This is a genomic window from Micromonospora tulbaghiae (assembly GCF_900091605.1).
Classification (GTDB): domain Bacteria; phylum Actinomycetota; class Actinomycetes; order Mycobacteriales; family Micromonosporaceae; genus Micromonospora; species Micromonospora tulbaghiae.
In genome coordinates this window covers 282959-298084 of record NZ_FMCQ01000006.1, presented here as the reverse complement: position 1 = coordinate 298084, position 15126 = coordinate 282959, and the positions used below count along the sequence as shown (strand labels likewise).

The window sequence follows — 15126 nt, the reverse complement described above, 5'->3', positions numbered from 1 at the left end:
ATGACCAGCGTGCTCCGCCTCGACGGCGTCGACCGCAGCTTCGGCGGCCGTCAGGTGCTCAAAGACGTCTCCTTCGACGTGACCGCCGGGCGCATGACCGGATTCGTCGGCGGCAACGGCGCCGGCAAGACCACCACCATGCGGATCATCCTCGGCGTGCTCGCCCCGGACGCCGGGCAGGTGACGTGGCGGGGACAGCCGCTCGCGCGCGAGGCCCGCGCCCGGTTCGGCTACATGCCCGAGGAACGTGGCCTCTACCCGAAGATGACGCCCCGCGAGCAGGTGGTCCACCTCGGCCGCCTGTACGGGCTGGACGCCGCCGGGGCCCGCCGGCGTACCGACGCGCTGCTGGAGCGGGTCGGTCTCGGCGAGCGGGCCGACGACCTGCTGGAGACGCTGTCGCTGGGCAACCAGCAGCGGGCGCAGATCGCCGCCGCGCTGGTGCACGACCCGGAGGTGCTGATCCTGGACGAGCCGTTCTCCGGGCTCGATCCGCTCGCCGTCGACATGGTGGTGACGGTGCTGCGGGAACGGGCCGCCGCCGGAGCGCCGGTGCTGTTCTCCAGCCACCAGCTCGACGTGGTGGAACGGCTCTGCGACGACCTGGTGCTCATCGCCGGCGGCACGATCCGGGCCGCCGGCGCCCGCGAGGAGCTGCGCGCCGCGTACACGCTGCCCCGGTTCTCGATCGTGGTCGACGGCGACGCCGGCTGGCTGCGGGACCAGCCCGGTGTGCGGCTGGTCGACCTCGACGGCGCGCGCGCCGTGTTCGAGGTGGACCCGCCCGCCGACGACCAGGCGGTGCTGCGCGCGGCGCTGGACCGCGGCCCGGTGCGCGCGTTCGGCCCGGTCACCCCGTCCCTCGCCGAGATCTTCCGAGAGGTCAACCAGTGAACACGTTCCAGGCCACCCGGCTGGTCGCGGCCCGCGAGATCAAGGTCAAGGTCCGCGACAAGACGTTCCTCTACAGCACTTTGATCTTCCTGCTGCTCGCCGTCGTCGCCACAGTGGTGCCGGCGATGCTGAGCAGCGGACCGTCCACCGTGGCGGTGACCGCCGCCGGCGCCGAACCGCTGCGGGCGGCCGGGCTGGACGTCGTGCTGGTCGCCGACGACGGCGCCGCCGAACAGGCGGTACGCGACGGCGACGCGGACGCCGCGGTGGTGTCCGGCCCGGTCGTGGTCGCCGACGAGCGGGCCCCGGACGACGTGGTCTCCGCGCTCAGCGCGGCACCGCAGGTACGGCTGCTGGACCCGGACGCGGTGGACCCGCTCACCGCCTATCTGGTGCCGTTCGCCTTCGCGTTCGTCTTCTTCTTCATGTCCCAGACGTTCGGGTTGCAGATCGCGCAGAGCGTCACCGAGGAGAAGCAGACCCGGATCGTGGAGATCCTGGTGGCCGCCGTGCCGGCCCGGGCGCTGCTGGCCGGCAAGATCCTCGCCGCGGGCGCGCTGGCGCTGGGGCAGATCACCCTGATCGCGGCCGCCGCGCTGATCGGGATGCGCCTGACCGGCGGCGGCGACCTGCTGAGCCTGATCGCACCGGCGGTCGGCTGGTTCGTGCCGTTCTTCCTGTGCGGCTTCCTGCTGCTCGCGGCGATGTGGGCGGCCGCCGGGGCGCTGGTGAACCGGCAGGAGGACATCGCGGGGGCGTCCACCCCGGTGCAGCTCGCGGTGATGGCGCCGTTCTTCGCCGTGGTGTTCCTCAACGACAACGCCGCCGCGATGCGGGTCCTGTCGTACCTGCCGATCTCGTCGCCGACGGCGATGCCGGTACGGCTGTTCACCGGCGACGCGGCACCGTGGGAGCCGTTCGTGTCGCTGGCGCTGCTGCTGCTCGCGGCGGCCGGGTTCCTGCTCGCCGGGGCGCGGATCTACGAGGGTTCGCTGCTGCGCACCAACGGCCGGACCTCGGTGCGGACGGCGTGGCGGCAGCGCGAGCCGATCGGCTGACCACGCGAGACGCCGAGCGCCGGCAACCCCGTGATCGGGGGCCGGCGCTCGGCACGTCGGGCCGGGATCAGCCGACGGCGGCCATCACCTCGTCGGAGACGTCGAAGTTGGCGTAGACGTTCTGCACGTCGTCGCAGTCCTCCAGCACGTCGATCAGCTTGAAGATCTTGCGCGCGCCCTCCTCGTCCAGCGGCACGTTCACGCTGGGGATGAGGGAGGACTCGGCCGACTCGTACTCGATGCCGGCGTCCTGCAGCGCGGTGCGCACCGCGACCAGGTCGCCCGGCTCGGAGACCACCTCGTACGCCTCACCGAGGTCGTTGACCTCCTCGGCGCCCGCGTCGAGCACCGCCATCATCACGTCGTCCTCGGTCGTGCCGCCCTGGGGGACGATCACCACGCCCTTGCGGGAGAACATGTACGACACCGAGCCCGCGTCGGCCAGCGAGCCGCCGTTGCGGGTCAGCGCGGTGCGCACCTCGGTGGCGGCACGGTTGCGGTTGTCGGTGAGGCACTCGATCAGCATCGCCACGCCGTTCGGGCCGTAACCCTCGTACATGATCGTCTGCCAGTCGGCGCCGCCGGCCTCCAGGCCGGAGCCGCGCTTGACCGCGCGGTCGATGTTGTCGTTCGGGACCGAGTTCTTCTTCGCCTTCTGGATGGCGTCGTAGAGAGTCGGGTTGCCGGCCGGGTCGCCGCCGCCGGTACGGGCCGCCACCTCGACGTTCTTGATCAGCTTGGCGAACATCTTGCCGCGCTTGGCGTCGATGACCGCCTTCTTGTGCTTGGTCGTCGCCCACTTTGAGTGGCCGGACATCTGTTACCTCCGTTGCTACCCGCCGTCTGCATCGACCGCATCGCACACGCCCCGCTCCCAAGGCGGCGCACGTCGAGGTGCCGTGATCTTCGCCGGGAGCCGCGGCGGGCTGATGGCCCTGCCGAATCTCCGCAATCCTACCGGCGGGAGGCGGGGCACTGTCACGCGCCGCACGGCAGCGGCCCGTCCCGGCCCGCCCGAACCGGCACAACCGGGGACGGACCGGCCGCTCAGGCGGCGGTCCGGACCAGCTCCACGAAGTGGCGGTGCAGCCGCGGGTCGCCGGTCAGCTCGGGGTGGAACGACGTGGCCAGCAGGTTGCCCTGCCGCACCGCGACGATCCGGCCCGTGGCCGGGCCCTCGGTGACCCGGCCGAGCACCTCCACGTCCGGGCCGACGCGCTCCACCCAGGGCGCCCGGATGAACACCGCGTGGAACGGGCCGCCGTCGACGCCGGTGAGCGCCACCGGCGCCTCGAACGAGTCGACCTGGCGGCCGAACGCGTTGCGCCGGACCGTCATGTCGACGCCGGCGAAGCCGCGCTGGTCGGGACGGCCGTCCAGCACCTCGGCCGCCAGCATGATCATGCCGGCGCAGGAGCCGTAGACCGGCATGCCCGCGGCGATCCGCTTGTCGATCGGCTCGCGCATCTCGAAGATGTCCACCAGCTTGCTGATCGTGGTCGACTCGCCGCCGGGCACCACCAGGCCGTCGACCGCGTCCAGCTCGCCCGGGCGCCGCACCGGCCGGGCGTCGGCGCCCACCCCGGCCAGCGCGGCGACGTGCTCGCGTACGTCGCCCTGGAGGGCGAGCACGCCGATCACGGGTACGGTCACGCCCGGCTCACCAGCCGCGCTCGGCGAGCCGGTGCGGCTGGGGGATCTCGTCGACGTTGATGCCGACCATCGCCTCGCCGAGGCCGCGGGAGACCTTGGCGAGCACGTCCGGGTCGTCGTGGAACGTGGTCGCCTTGACGATCGCGGCGGCCCGCTGGGCCGGGTTGCCGGACTTGAAGATGCCGGAGCCGACGAAGACGCCCTCGGCGCCGAGCTGCATCATCATGGCCGCGTCCGCCGGGGTCGCGATGCCGCCGGCGGTGAACAGCACGACCGGCAGCTTGCCCTGCTCGGCGACCTCCTTGACCAGCTCGTACGGGGCCTGCAACTCCTTGGCCGCCACGTACAGCTCGTCGGAGGGCAGCGACTGGAGGCGGCGGATCTCCTGCCGGATCTGGCGCATGTGGGTGGTGGCGTTGGAGACGTCCCCGGTGCCCGCCTCGCCCTTCGAGCGGATCATCGCGGCGCCCTCGGTGATCCGGCGCAGCGCCTCGCCCAGGTTCGTCGCCCCGCACACGAACGGGACGGTGAACGCCCACTTGTCGATGTGGTTGGCGTAGTCGGCCGGGGTCAGCACCTCGGACTCGTCGACGTAGTCGACGCCCAGCGCCTGGAGGATCTGCGCCTCGACGAAGTGGCCGATGCGGGCCTTGGCCATCACCGGGATCGAGACGGCCTGGATGATGCCGTCGATCATGTCGGGGTCGCTCATCCGGGACACGCCGCCCTGCGCGCGGATGTCGGCCGGCACGCGTTCCAGGGCCATCACGGCGACAGCGCCGGCGTCCTCGGCGATCTTCGCCTGCTCGGCGGTGACCACGTCCATGATCACACCGCCCTTGAGCATCTCGGCCATGCCGCGCTTGACGCGGGCGGTGCCGACGGCGGTGGCGGTGGTCGGGGCTGCGGATTCAGACACGGGACATCGCTCCTCGGCGTGCTCGGGAGGTGACTGCGCAGGAATGCTACGACCGGCGCGACACCGGTCCGAGCGCCAATCGAACCCCCGGTGGCCTCCCGTGTGGCCCCCGTCACGGCCGGTGCGTCAGCCGGTGGTCACGTCCGCGTGCGAGGCCAGCGTGGGGTCGTCGATGTCGAAGTAGCGCGGCCACTCCCGCCCGCGCCCCATCCGGAACAGCCGCACCACCGGACGACCCCGCGCCGAGCGGGCATCCCGGACCAGGTCGGTGTGCACCTGCCGGGCCAGCGCCAGCCGCCGGCTGGCCGCGATCACCGCCGCGCAGGCCGGGTCGTCCGGGTCCAGCCGCACCGCGCGCAACTGCCGGGTCAGGTCGTTCTCGGCCGCCTCGCGCTCCTCCGGTACGGCGTCCAGCGCGATCCGGGCGGCGGCGTACAGCTCCACGCCGTACCGCTGCTCGGCCAGGACCGCGGCGGCGGCCGCGCGGCGCAGCAGGTGCGCGTCCAGCGCGCGGGCCGCCGAGTCCGCGCGGACCTGCAGCCGCTGCACGCGGCCGGAGGTCCAGATCAGGTACGCCGAGAGCAGCCCGAGCACCGCGACCGCGCCCACCACCCACCACATGCCCGGCATCGTAGTGCTGCTCCTCATCCCGGCCGGCCGGCGCGGTGCACCGGTCGACGCGCTCGTCACAGCGGCCGCAGCGGCCACAGCGGTCAGCCCAGACCCGCCCACTCCTGGTCCATGACCCGGCCATCGGTGGCCTCGATCGCGGCTGCGTATACCTCCAGAACGCGGCGGGCAACCACGGGCCAGTCGAAATTCGCCACCACCTGGTCGCCGCAGGCGGTCAGCCCGGCGCGGCGGCCGTCGTCGTCGAGCAGCTCGGACACCGCGGCGCCCAGCGCGGCCGCGTCGCCGGTCGGGAACAGCCGGCCGGCCCGCCCGGCGTCGAGCACCCGGCGGAACGCGTCCAGGTCGCTCGCGACGACAGTGGTGCCGGCGGCCAGCGCCTCGGTGAGGATCATCCCGAAGGACTCCCCTCCGGTGTTCGGTGCGACGTAGAGGTGCACGCTGCGCAGCATGCGTGCCTTGTCCGCCTCGGAGACCAGGCCGAGGAACGTGACCCGGTCGCGCAGACCGGCCGGGAACCGCCCGTACAGCTCGTCGGCGTCACCCGGGCCGGCGACCAGCAGGCGCAGCCCGGGGCGGTGCGGCGCCAGCGCGACGAACGCGTCCCGCAGGATCGGGAAGCCCTTGCGCGGCTCGGTGAAACGGCCCAGGAACCCCAGCGTCCCGCCGGTGCCCGGGGCGCACTCCCCCGGCCAGCCCGGTAGCGGCGGCACCCCGGCGAACTTCGCCACCGCCACCCCGTTCGGGATCTCCACCGCGCCGCCGTCCATGTGCTCGACCTGCACCTTGCGGGCCAGCGCGCTGACCGCGATCCGGGCGGTGATCCGCTCCAGCACGATCTGGAGCGCGCCCTGCGCGGCCGACAGCACCCGGGAGCGGGTCATCGCGGTGTGGAACGTGGCCACCACCGGGCCCCGGGCGCAGAGCACGGCCAGCATCGACAGGCTCGGCGTCAGCGGCTCGTGCACGTGCAGCACGTCGAAGTCGCCACGGGTGATCCAGCGCCGCACCCGGGCGGTGGAGACCGGGCCGAAGGCGATCCGGGCCACCGACCCGTTGTACGGCAGCGGCACCGCCCGGCCCGCCGACACCACGTACGGCGGCAGCGCCGAGTCCTCGTCGGCGGGCGCCAGCACGCTCACCTCGTGGCCGAGCCCGAGCAGCGCCTCGGCCAGGTCCATGACGTGGTTCTGCACGCCGCCCGGCACGTCGAACGAGTACGGGCACACGATGCCGATACGCACTGCGCCCCCCTAGACCGTCCCGGTGGTGGCCGGTGGCCGCGCCGACGTGGGCGTACCGTCCCGGCCCTGGTCCAGCCACATCCGCTGCAACATGTGCCAGTCTTGCGGATGCCGGGCGATGCCCGCCGCCAGACCGTCGGCAATCCGCTGCGTCACCGCGCGCACCCGCGCGTCGAGCGGGGCGCTGTCCGGGTCCGGCAGCGGCAGCGGGCCCTCGAGCGAGGCGCACGCCGCGTCCGGTTCGTACCACATCGAGGCCACGTAGAGCGGGGCGCCGGTGCGGATGGCGAGCAGTGCGGGACCGGCCGGCATCCGGGTCCGGCCGCCGAAGAAGTCGACCTCCACGCCCCGGGCGGAGAGGTCCCGGTCCGCCAGCAGCGGCACCACGTGACCGGCGCGCAGCCGGTCCACCAGCACGTCGAACGCGGGACGCGGGCCGCCGGTGTTGGGCAGGATCTCCATCCCCAGCCCTTCCCGGAACCCGACGAACCGCTCGTAGACGCCGTCCGGAAGCCGCTCGGCCACCGTGGTCATCGGCCAGCCGGTGGCCGCCACCCAGGCGCCCGCGGCGTCCCAGTTGCCGGCGTGCGGCAGCGCCACCACGGCGCCCCGCCCGGCCGCCACGTCGGCGGCGAGCAGTTCCTGCCCGTCGAGGCGGAACCCGGCGAGGATCTCCGTGCGGCTCAGGCCGGGCAGCCGGAACGCCTCCATCCAGTACCGGGCGTACGAGCGCAGCCCGGCGCGCACCAGCGCGTCCAGCTCCGCGTCGGGCATCTCCGGGCCGACCACCCGGCGCAGGTTGGCGCGCAGTCGACGCGTACCCCCGCCGTCCTTGCGGTGGGCGCGGTCGGCGCCCACCCGGAAGGCCGCGGCCGCGACGGGCCGGGGCAGCGCCCGGACCAGGCGCCAGCCCGCGACGAAGCCCGCCTCGGTGAGGTTCACTCCGCGCCGACCCGCTGGGCCTGCCGGTACACGTGGGCCATCCGCTGCCCCACGGTGAAGATCGAGACGGCGGCGAGCAGCCAGAGCGCGATCTCCAGGGCGTGACGGACGCCGAGGCCGGTGAGCAGGCCGCCGACGCCGACGATGAGCAGCCGCTCGGTGCGCTCGGCGATGCCCACGTTGCAGGTCATCCCGAGGCCCTCGGCGCGGGCCTTGACGTAGGAGACCAGCCCGCCCGCGGCCAGGCAGATCAGCGCCGCCGCCACGCCCGAGTAGTCGTGCTCGGTGGCCAGCCAGTACGCGACCGCGCCGAACACCGCGCTGTCGGCGACCCGGTCCATGCTCGAGTCGAGGAACGCCCCGAACCGGGTGGACCCGCCGCTCATCCGCGCCATCGTGCCGTCGAGCAGGTCGGTGAGAGCGAAGACCGTGACGATCAGCGCACCGGCGACCAGGTGGCCGCGCGCGCCGAAGCCGAGCGCGCCGACGAGCACGCCGACGGTGCCGGTCACGGTGACCGCGTTGGGGGACACGCCCGCACGCAGCAGCGCGCGGGCGATCGGCTCCACGACGCGGGTCATGCCCGCGCGGGCCGTCACTTGGAAGATCTTCGCCATGGCGGTCCCACGATAACGGCCCGCGACCGCCGGGGACACAGCCGGGCGTACGACCCGCCCGACGGCCCTTGTGCGGGCACCCGTGCGGGTGTGAGATCGAGCCAGGAGGTGAGCCAGTTCACCGGATCACCGGTCCGCGTTCGCGTCCAGCAGGAGATCACCGGAAGATATCGCCGCGGCGCCCGTCCCGGGTCCGCTCCCCCGTCGCCCGCGGCGGTCGCCACCACCACCGGTTGAGGGAGGTGCGCCGCGATGGCGCAGAAGAACGAGAAGGGTGTCACCGGCGGCGCGCCGGTGGTGACCGAGCCCGGCAGGGTTCGCAACGTGGTGCTCGTCGGGCACTCCGGCGCCGGCAAGACGACGCTCGTCGAGGCGCTGCTGGCCGCCGCCGGCACGATCGGCCGGGCCGGCGCCGTCACCGAGGGCACCACCGTCTGCGACCACGACCCCGCCGCCGTACGCCAGCAGCGCTCGGTGAGCCTGGCCTGCGCCCCGCTGATGCACCGCGACGTCAAGGTCAACCTGCTGGACACCCCGGGGTACGGCGACTTCGTCGGCGAGCTGCGCGCCGGGCTGCGCGCCGCCGACGCGGCGCTGTTCGTGGTCTCCGCCGTGGACGGCATGGACGCCGCCACCGCCGCCCTCTGGGAGGAGTGCGCCGCCGTCGACATGCCCCGGGCGGTGGCCGTCTCCCGGCTGGACCACCCGCGCGCCGACTTCGACGAGGCGGTGGCGCTGTGCCAGCGCGTCTTCGGCGACAACGTGCTCCCGCTCTACCTGCCCATGCTCGGCGACGACGGCGAGTCGGTGGCCGGCCTGATGGGGCTGATCACCCGCCGGGTGTTCGACTACTCCGACGGGCTGCCGGCGGCGGTGCGCGAGCCGGACCCGGAGCACCTGCCGGCCATCCAGGAGTCCCGCAACGAGCTGATCGAGGGGATCATCGCGGAGAGCGAGGACGAGACCCTGATGGACCGCTACCTCGGCGGTGAGGAGATCGACCCCGAGGTGCTGATCACCGACCTGGAGACGGCTGTCGCCCGCGGCCACTTCTACCCCGTGGTGCCGGTCTGTGCGGAGACCGGCGTCGGCCTGGACGCGCTGCTCGACGGCCTCGTCGCGGCGTTCCCGTCGCCGCTGGAGCACGACCTGCCCGCGGTGACCGGCGTGGACGGCTCGCCCCGCCCGCCGCTGACCTGCGACCCGGACGGCCCGCTCGTCGCCGAGGTGGTCAAGACGACAGTCGACCGTCACGTCGGGCGGGTCTCGCTGGTACGCGTCTTCTCCGGCACGCTCCGCCCCGACCAGGTGATCCACGTGTCCGGCCACGGCATGGCCGAGCGCGGCCACCCGGACCACGACGCCGACGAGCGGGTCGGCCACGTCTACAGCCCGCTGGGCGCGACGCTGCGGGAGGTGCCCGCCTGCGTCGCCGGTGACCTGTGCGCGATCACCAAGTCGGGCAGCGCCGAGACCGGCGACACCATCTCGGCCAAGGACGACCCGCTGCTGATCGCGCCCTGGGAGATGCCGGAGCCGCTGCTGCCGGTGGCGATCGTGGCGCGCAGCCGGGCCGACGAGGACGCGCTGGCCCGCAACCTGTCCCGGCTGGTCGCCGGTGACCCGACGCTGCGGCTCGAACGCAACCCGGAGACCCACCAGCTGGTGCTCTGGTGCATGGGCGAGGCGCACGCCGACGTGGTGCTCGACCGGCTGCGCGGCGGTGGGGTCGAGCTGGACACCGAGCCGGTCCGGGTGGCGCTGCGCGAGACGTTCACCGCCGCCGCGCGCGGGCACGGCCGGCACGTCAAGCAGTCCGGCGGCCACGGCCAGTACGCGGTCTGCGACATCGAGGTGGAGCCGCTGCCCCGGGGCGCCGGCTTCGAGTTCGTCGACCGGGTGGTCGGCGGCGCGGTCCCGCACAACTACATCCCGTCGGTGGAGAAGGGGGTGCGGGCGCAGATGGAACGCGGCCTGGTCGCCGGCTACCCCGTGGTGGACCTGCGGGTGACGCTCGTCGACGGCAAGGCGCACAGCGTCGACTCCTCCGACGCGGCGTTCCAGACCGCCGGGGCGCTGGCGCTGCGCGACGCCGCGGAGAAGGGCCAGCCGGCGCTGCTGGAACCGGTCGACGAGATCACCGTGCGGGTGCCGGACGCGTCGGTCGGCGCGGTGATGGGCGACCTGTCCGGGCGGCGTGGCCGGGTGCTCGGCACCGAGCCGGACCCGGACGCCGAGGGCCGCACGGTGGTCCGCGCCGAGGTGCCCGCGACCGAGTTGCTGCGGTACGCGGTAGAGCTGCGCTCGATGACCGCCGGCACGGGCACGTTCCGCCGCGAGTTCGCCCGCCACGAGCCCATGCCCGCGCACCTGGCCGACCAGGCCCGCAAGGAGTCCACAACCCGCTGACCCCGCCTCCCCTCCCCGCGCCCTCCCCTTCGGTCCCGCGATCTTGCACTTGCGGCCCTCACAAGGTGAGCATTTCGGGCACCTCAAGGGCCGCAACCGCAAGATCGGCGACGAGAGGGCGGAGGCGGGCGTCCTTCGGGTCAGGGGCGGACGGCGGGGACGGGGGGCATCGGCCAGTGGGGGCGGTCGGCGTCCCGGAGGGCGGCCGAGCGTACCGCCGCCAACTGCCGCTCCACCTCGGCGAAGTGGTCCGGGGCGAGCGGGCCCCGGACCAGCGCGGCCGCGTTCTCCTCGACCTGGGCCACGGTCCGGGCGCCGGGGATCGGCACGGCCCTGTCGCTGCGCGCCCAGATCCACCCGATCGCCCCCTGCGCGAGGGTGCGCCCGTCGGCGGTCAGCGCGTCGCGCACGGCGGCGACCCGGCGCAGCCACTCCGGGGCGGGCCGGCCGCTGCGGAACCACTCCAGCCAGGTCGGCCCGAGTCCGCGTACGTCGTCGCGGGGCAGCGTGGACTCCGGCGTGTACTTGCCGGTGAGCAGACCCATTCCGAGCGGCCCCCGGGCCAGGCTGGCCAGGTCGTGCTTGTCGCAGGCGTCGAGCATGGCCGGGGCGTCCCGGAGCACCGACAGCGCGTGCTGCACGGCGGCGGCGCCGCGGGCGACCTGGGCGAAGGCGGCGGCCCGGTCGGCCCGGTCGGTGCTCCACCCGTACGAGCGGACCAGGCCGGCGTCGACCAGGTCGTCGAGCGTGCCGACGAGTGCCTCGGCCCGGGGCAGCGGCAGGTCGCCGAGGTGCAGTTGGTAGAGGTCGATCCAGTCGGTGCCCAGCCGGCGCAGCGAGTCGGTCACCGCCCGGCGCAGGTAGTGCGGGGAGGCGTTCTCCCCGGTGGCCTGCCGGGCGCGCTCGTCGAACGTGTAGCCGAACTTCGTGGCGATCACCGCCTCGTCGCGCCGGCCGGCGAGCGCCCGCCCGAGCACCCGCTCGCCGTGCCCGGCGCCGTACGTGTCGGCGGTGTCGAACAGCGTGACGCCGAGGTCGAGCGCGCGGCGGACGGCGCGTACCGACTCGTCGTCGTCGACTTGGCCCCAGCCCAGCGGGCGGGCGCCCTCGGCCCACGGGCCGCCGATCGCCCAGCAGCCCATGCCGAGGGCGCTCACCTCGATGCCGCTGCGCCCCAACTGTCGCTTGTCGACTGCCACCGCCGCATCCTGTCATCTTCCGGGCACCCGCGGGCCGATTCGTCACCTCACCGTGCGGCCCCGGTGACGCATCGTGGCCCCCGCGCCGACGGTCGTGCTGGAGAGCGATATACCCCAGAGTCATAGATATGACCAGGAGTCATATCGCTCCGAGGTGGTCCTCTCGGCCGGAGATGTGCCGGAAGACCTCAGCGGGCGTAGGCCAGCAGCACCGGCGCGTCCTGGCCCGGCCAGGCACCGGTGAGCCCGCCGGTCGCCGGGACGTCGGCCGGTACGGGCCGCCGGACCAGCGCCAGCTCGACGCCTCCGCCCCGGACCGCCGTGACGGGACCGACGGCCGGAGCACCGGCCGCCGAGCCACCGTCGGAAGAACCACGGCTGCCCGACAGCGTCATGCTCGCCGGGCGCACCTCGCGCTTCCCGTCGACCTCGAAATACTCCTCGGCCTGCCCGGCGTCGGCGAGCACGGCGGCGGCCAGCAGCGGCAGGTACACCGGGTCGCCGCATGCGTCGTACACCCAGCGGCGGCCGAGTACCGAGTGCTCGACGAGGCCCACGAAGAAGTCGTCCGCCCCGTCCAACGGCGCGCCCCGGTAGGTCAGCGGCACCTGGAGCACCGGGCCGTCACCGGCGCGGACGAGCAGTGTCTCGACGCCGACCTCGCCGGCCGGGTCGTCGAACCGGTACGCCGCGACGCGGGTGACCTCCGCGCCCGCCTCGCCGGCGAACCAGGACCGGCCGGGCAGCCAGGGTACGAGCAGCTCCAGTTTCGAGGGGCGCAGTTCCGCGCGGTGCAGGAGGGCCATGCGCAAGATCGTACTGTCGGAACGGTCCGCCGTCAGGCCGCCGCCCACGCCTTGGCGAGCAGTTCCCGGGTGTCGGCGAGCAGCTGCGGCAGCACCTTCGTCCGGCCGATCACCGGCATGAAGTTGGCGTCGCCGCCCCAGCGCGGCACCACGTGCTGGTGCAGGTGCGCGGCGATGCCCGCGCCCGCCACGCCGCCCTGGTTCATGCCCAGGTTGAAGCCGTGCGCGCTGGAGACGTGCCGGACCACCCGCATGGCGGCCTTGGTGAACGCGGCAAGCTCGACCGTCTCCGGCTCGTCCAGCTCGGTGTAGTCGGCCACGTGCCGGTAGGGGCAGACCAGCAGGTGCCCGGGGTTGTACGGGTACAGGTTGAGCACCGCGAAGACGTGCTCACCCCGGGCCACCACCAGGCTCTCCTCCGCCGGCAGCCCGGGTGCCAGGCAGAACGGGCAGCCGGTCGGCTTCTCGTACCCGCCCTCGGGCCGGTCCTCGCCGGAGATGTAGGTCATCCGGTGCGGCGTCCAGAGCCGGTCCAGCCCGTCCGCCAGACCGTTGTCGCCGCCGTACCCGGTGTCCCGCTCCGCCCCTGTCACACAGGCGATCCTACGATCCGGGCCGGGCCGCCGCCGAACCGCGCCGCCGCCCCGGCGGCGCGGTCGCGGACCGTCTACTCGGCGGCGGTGGCGGTGGGGCCGGCGTTGGTGCGGGACTCCACCACCTCGCGGACGTGCGCCACCGCCTCGTCGATCGGTACGCCGTTGCGCTGCGAGCCGTCGCGGTAGCGGAACGAGACGGTGCCGGCGGCCACGTCGTCGTCCCCGGCGATCACCATGAACGGGATCTTCTGCTGCTGCGCGTTGCGGATCTTCTTCTGCATCCGGTCGTCGCCCAGGTCCACCTCGGCGCGGATGCCGTGCCGGCGCAGCGTCGCGGTGAAGTCGGCCAGGTAGTCGCCGTGCTCCTCGCGGATCGGGATGCCGACCACCTGCACCGGCGCCAGCCAGGCCGGGAACGCGCCCGCGTAGTGCTCGGTGAGCACGCCGATGAACCGCTCGATCGACCCGAACTTGGCGCAGTGGATCATCACCGGCTGCTGCCGGGTGCCGTCGGCGGCCTGGTACTCCAGCCCGAAGCCCTTGGGCTGGTTGAAGTCGTACTGGATGGTCGACATCTGCCAGGTCCGGCCGATCGCGTCCTTGGCCTGCACCGAGATCTTCGGGCCGTAGAACGCCGCGCCGCCCGGGTCCGGCACCAGCTCGAGGCCGGTCTCCAGCGCGCACTGCTCCAGCACGGCGGTGGCCGTCGCCCAGTCGGAGTCGGAGCCGACGAACTTGTCCGGCCGGGAGTCGTCGCGGGTCGACAGCTCCAGGTAGAAGTCGTCGATGCCGAAGTCGCGCAGCAGGCTGAGCACGAAGCCGAGCAGGTGCTTGATCTCGGCCGGCGCCTGCTCCTTCGTGCAGTAGGAGTGCGAGTCGTCCTGGGTGAAGCCGCGCACCCGGGTCAGGCCGTGGATCACACCCGACTTCTCGTACCGGTAGACCGACCCGAACTCGAACAGCCGCAGCGGCAGCTGCCGGTAGGACCGCCCGCGCGACCGGTAGATCAGGTTGTGCATCGGGCAGTTCATGGCCTTGAGGTAGTAGTCGCTGCCCTCCATCTCCATCGGCGGGAACATCGTGTCCTTGTAGTAGGGCAGGTGTCCCGAGGTGTGGAAGAGACCTTCCTTGGAGATGTGCGGCGTGCCGACGTAGTCGAAGCCCTCCTCGATGTGGCGTGCCCGGACGTAGTCCTCCATCACCCGCTTGAGCACGCCGCCCTTGGGGTGGAAGACCGGCAGGCCGGACCCGATCTCGTCGGGGAAGCTGAACAGGTCGAGGTCCGCGCCGAGCTTGCGGTGGTCGCGGCGGGCGGCCTCCTCCAGCAGCTTCAGGTACGCCTTGAGCTCGTCCCGGGTCGGCCACGCGGTGCCGTACACGCGCTGGAGCTGCGGGTTCTTCTCCGACCCGCGCCAGTACGCGGCGGCCGAGCGCATCAGCTTGAACGCGCCGATCAGCCGGGTGTTCGGCAGGTGCGGGCCGCGGCACAGGTCCGACCAGCAGACCTTGTCCTCGTTCGCGGCGAGGTTGTCGTAGATGGTCAGCTCGCCGCCGCCCACCTCCATCACCTCGGAGGAGTCCAGCCCCTCCCCCTTGACGTCGATCAGCTCCAGCTTGAACGGCTCGGCGGCCAGCTCGGTTCGCGCCTCGTCCAGGTCGGCGAACCGGCGGCGGCGGAACCGCTGGCCGGACTTGACGATCTCCTGCATGCGCTTCTCGAGCTTGGCCAGGTCGTCCGGCTGGAACGGCTTGTCGACGCCGAAGTCGTAGTAGAAGCCGTTCTCGATCGGCGGGCCGATGCCGAGCTTCGCGTCCGGGAAGACGTCCTGCACCGCCTGGGCCAGCACGTGTGCGGTGGAGTGACGCAGCACGTTCAACCCGTCCGGGCTGTCCAGGGTGACCGGCTCGACCGCGACGTCCTCGGCCGGGCGCCAGTCCAGGTCGCGGAGCTGGCCCTGCGGATCGCGGACCACCACGATCGCCTTCGGCCCGCTCGTCGGCAGGCCGGCCGCGGCCACCGCGTCGGCCGCCGTGGTCCCGGCGGCGACGACGACGGGGTCGGCCACGACGGGGGTACGGGGTGCGAACACGGTGACTCCTGTCGTCGACGGTACGGAAGGGCCGGTGACCGGCCCCTGCGATGCTATCGGTCGCCCGGA

The 15126-nt window shown here is 73.4% G+C and carries 14 protein-coding genes; 3 read left to right on the top strand and 11 right to left on the bottom strand.

Annotated elements, in window-relative coordinates:
* Positions 1–894, top strand: a complete 894-nt coding sequence (locus GA0070562_RS19530) for an ABC transporter ATP-binding protein (protein WP_091424124.1) — start codon at positions 1–3, stop codon at positions 892–894.
* On the top strand, positions 891–1952 hold the full coding sequence (locus tag GA0070562_RS19525; RefSeq protein ID WP_091424119.1) for an ABC transporter permease: 1062 nt from the start codon (positions 891–893) through the stop codon (positions 1950–1952). The genes GA0070562_RS19530 and GA0070562_RS19525 overlap by 4 nt, the downstream gene beginning before the upstream one ends.
* 67 nt (positions 1953–2019) lie before the next feature.
* Here GA0070562_RS19525 and GA0070562_RS19520 read toward each other — a convergent pair whose 3' ends face one another.
* The 7 genes from GA0070562_RS19520 to pgsA all read right to left on the bottom strand — a co-directional run bounded on the left by GA0070562_RS19520 (position 2020) and on the right by pgsA (position 7957).
* The gene (locus GA0070562_RS19520; RefSeq protein WP_091424116.1) at positions 2020–2769 is read right to left on the bottom strand and encodes a YebC/PmpR family DNA-binding transcriptional regulator; all 750 of its coding nucleotides are present in this window, start codon (positions 2767–2769) and stop codon (positions 2020–2022) included.
* Between the two features lie 230 nt (positions 2770–2999).
* Positions 3000–3605, bottom strand: a complete 606-nt coding sequence (pdxT, locus tag GA0070562_RS19515; RefSeq protein WP_091424113.1) for a pyridoxal 5'-phosphate synthase glutaminase subunit PdxT — start codon at positions 3603–3605, stop codon at positions 3000–3002.
* 7 nt (positions 3606–3612) lie between these two features.
* Entirely contained in the window at positions 3613–4524 is a 912-nt protein-coding gene (gene pdxS, locus GA0070562_RS19510) for a pyridoxal 5'-phosphate synthase lyase subunit PdxS (protein WP_091424110.1), read from the bottom strand.
* A 126-nt stretch (positions 4525–4650) separates the two neighbouring features.
* Positions 4651–5154, bottom strand: a complete 504-nt coding sequence (locus GA0070562_RS19505) for a hypothetical protein (RefSeq protein ID WP_091424106.1) — start codon at positions 5152–5154, stop codon at positions 4651–4653.
* A gap of 83 nt (positions 5155–5237) precedes the next feature.
* Positions 5238–6398, bottom strand: a complete 1161-nt coding sequence (locus tag GA0070562_RS19500; RefSeq protein WP_091424101.1) for a glycosyltransferase family 4 protein — start codon at positions 6396–6398, stop codon at positions 5238–5240.
* Between the two features lie 9 nt (positions 6399–6407).
* Positions 6408–7340 carry a phosphatidylinositol mannoside acyltransferase gene (locus GA0070562_RS19495; RefSeq protein WP_091424098.1) on the bottom strand — a complete coding sequence of 311 codons (933 nt, stop codon included), beginning with the start codon at positions 7338–7340 and terminating at the stop codon, positions 6408–6410.
* The gene (gene pgsA, locus GA0070562_RS19490; protein WP_091424094.1) at positions 7337–7957 is read right to left on the bottom strand and encodes a phosphatidylinositol phosphate synthase; all 621 of its coding nucleotides are present in this window, start codon (positions 7955–7957) and stop codon (positions 7337–7339) included. The genes GA0070562_RS19495 and pgsA overlap by 4 nt, the downstream gene beginning before the upstream one ends.
* A gap of 252 nt (positions 7958–8209) precedes the next feature.
* Here pgsA and GA0070562_RS19485 point away from each other — a divergent pair, with 252 nt between their 5' ends.
* Positions 8210–10366, top strand: a complete 2157-nt coding sequence (locus GA0070562_RS19485) for an elongation factor G-like protein EF-G2 (protein WP_091424091.1) — start codon at positions 8210–8212, stop codon at positions 10364–10366.
* A gap of 140 nt (positions 10367–10506) precedes the next feature.
* Here GA0070562_RS19485 and GA0070562_RS19480 read toward each other — a convergent pair whose 3' ends face one another.
* The 4 genes from GA0070562_RS19480 to thrS form a co-directional block, all read right to left on the bottom strand.
* Entirely contained in the window at positions 10507–11565 is a 1059-nt protein-coding gene (locus GA0070562_RS19480) for an aldo/keto reductase (RefSeq protein WP_091424087.1), read from the bottom strand.
* A 188-nt stretch (positions 11566–11753) separates the two neighbouring features.
* Positions 11754–12371, bottom strand: a complete 618-nt coding sequence (locus tag GA0070562_RS19475; protein ID WP_091424548.1) for a CG0192-related protein — start codon at positions 12369–12371, stop codon at positions 11754–11756.
* A gap of 32 nt (positions 12372–12403) precedes the next feature.
* Positions 12404–12964, bottom strand: a complete 561-nt coding sequence (locus GA0070562_RS19470; protein WP_091424084.1) for an HIT family protein — start codon at positions 12962–12964, stop codon at positions 12404–12406.
* 74 nt (positions 12965–13038) lie between these two features.
* Positions 13039–15057, bottom strand: coding sequence for a threonine--tRNA ligase (thrS, locus tag GA0070562_RS19465; RefSeq protein ID WP_091424079.1), 2019 nt, complete (start codon positions 15055–15057; stop codon positions 13039–13041).
* Positions 15058–15126 lie beyond the last annotated feature (69 nt).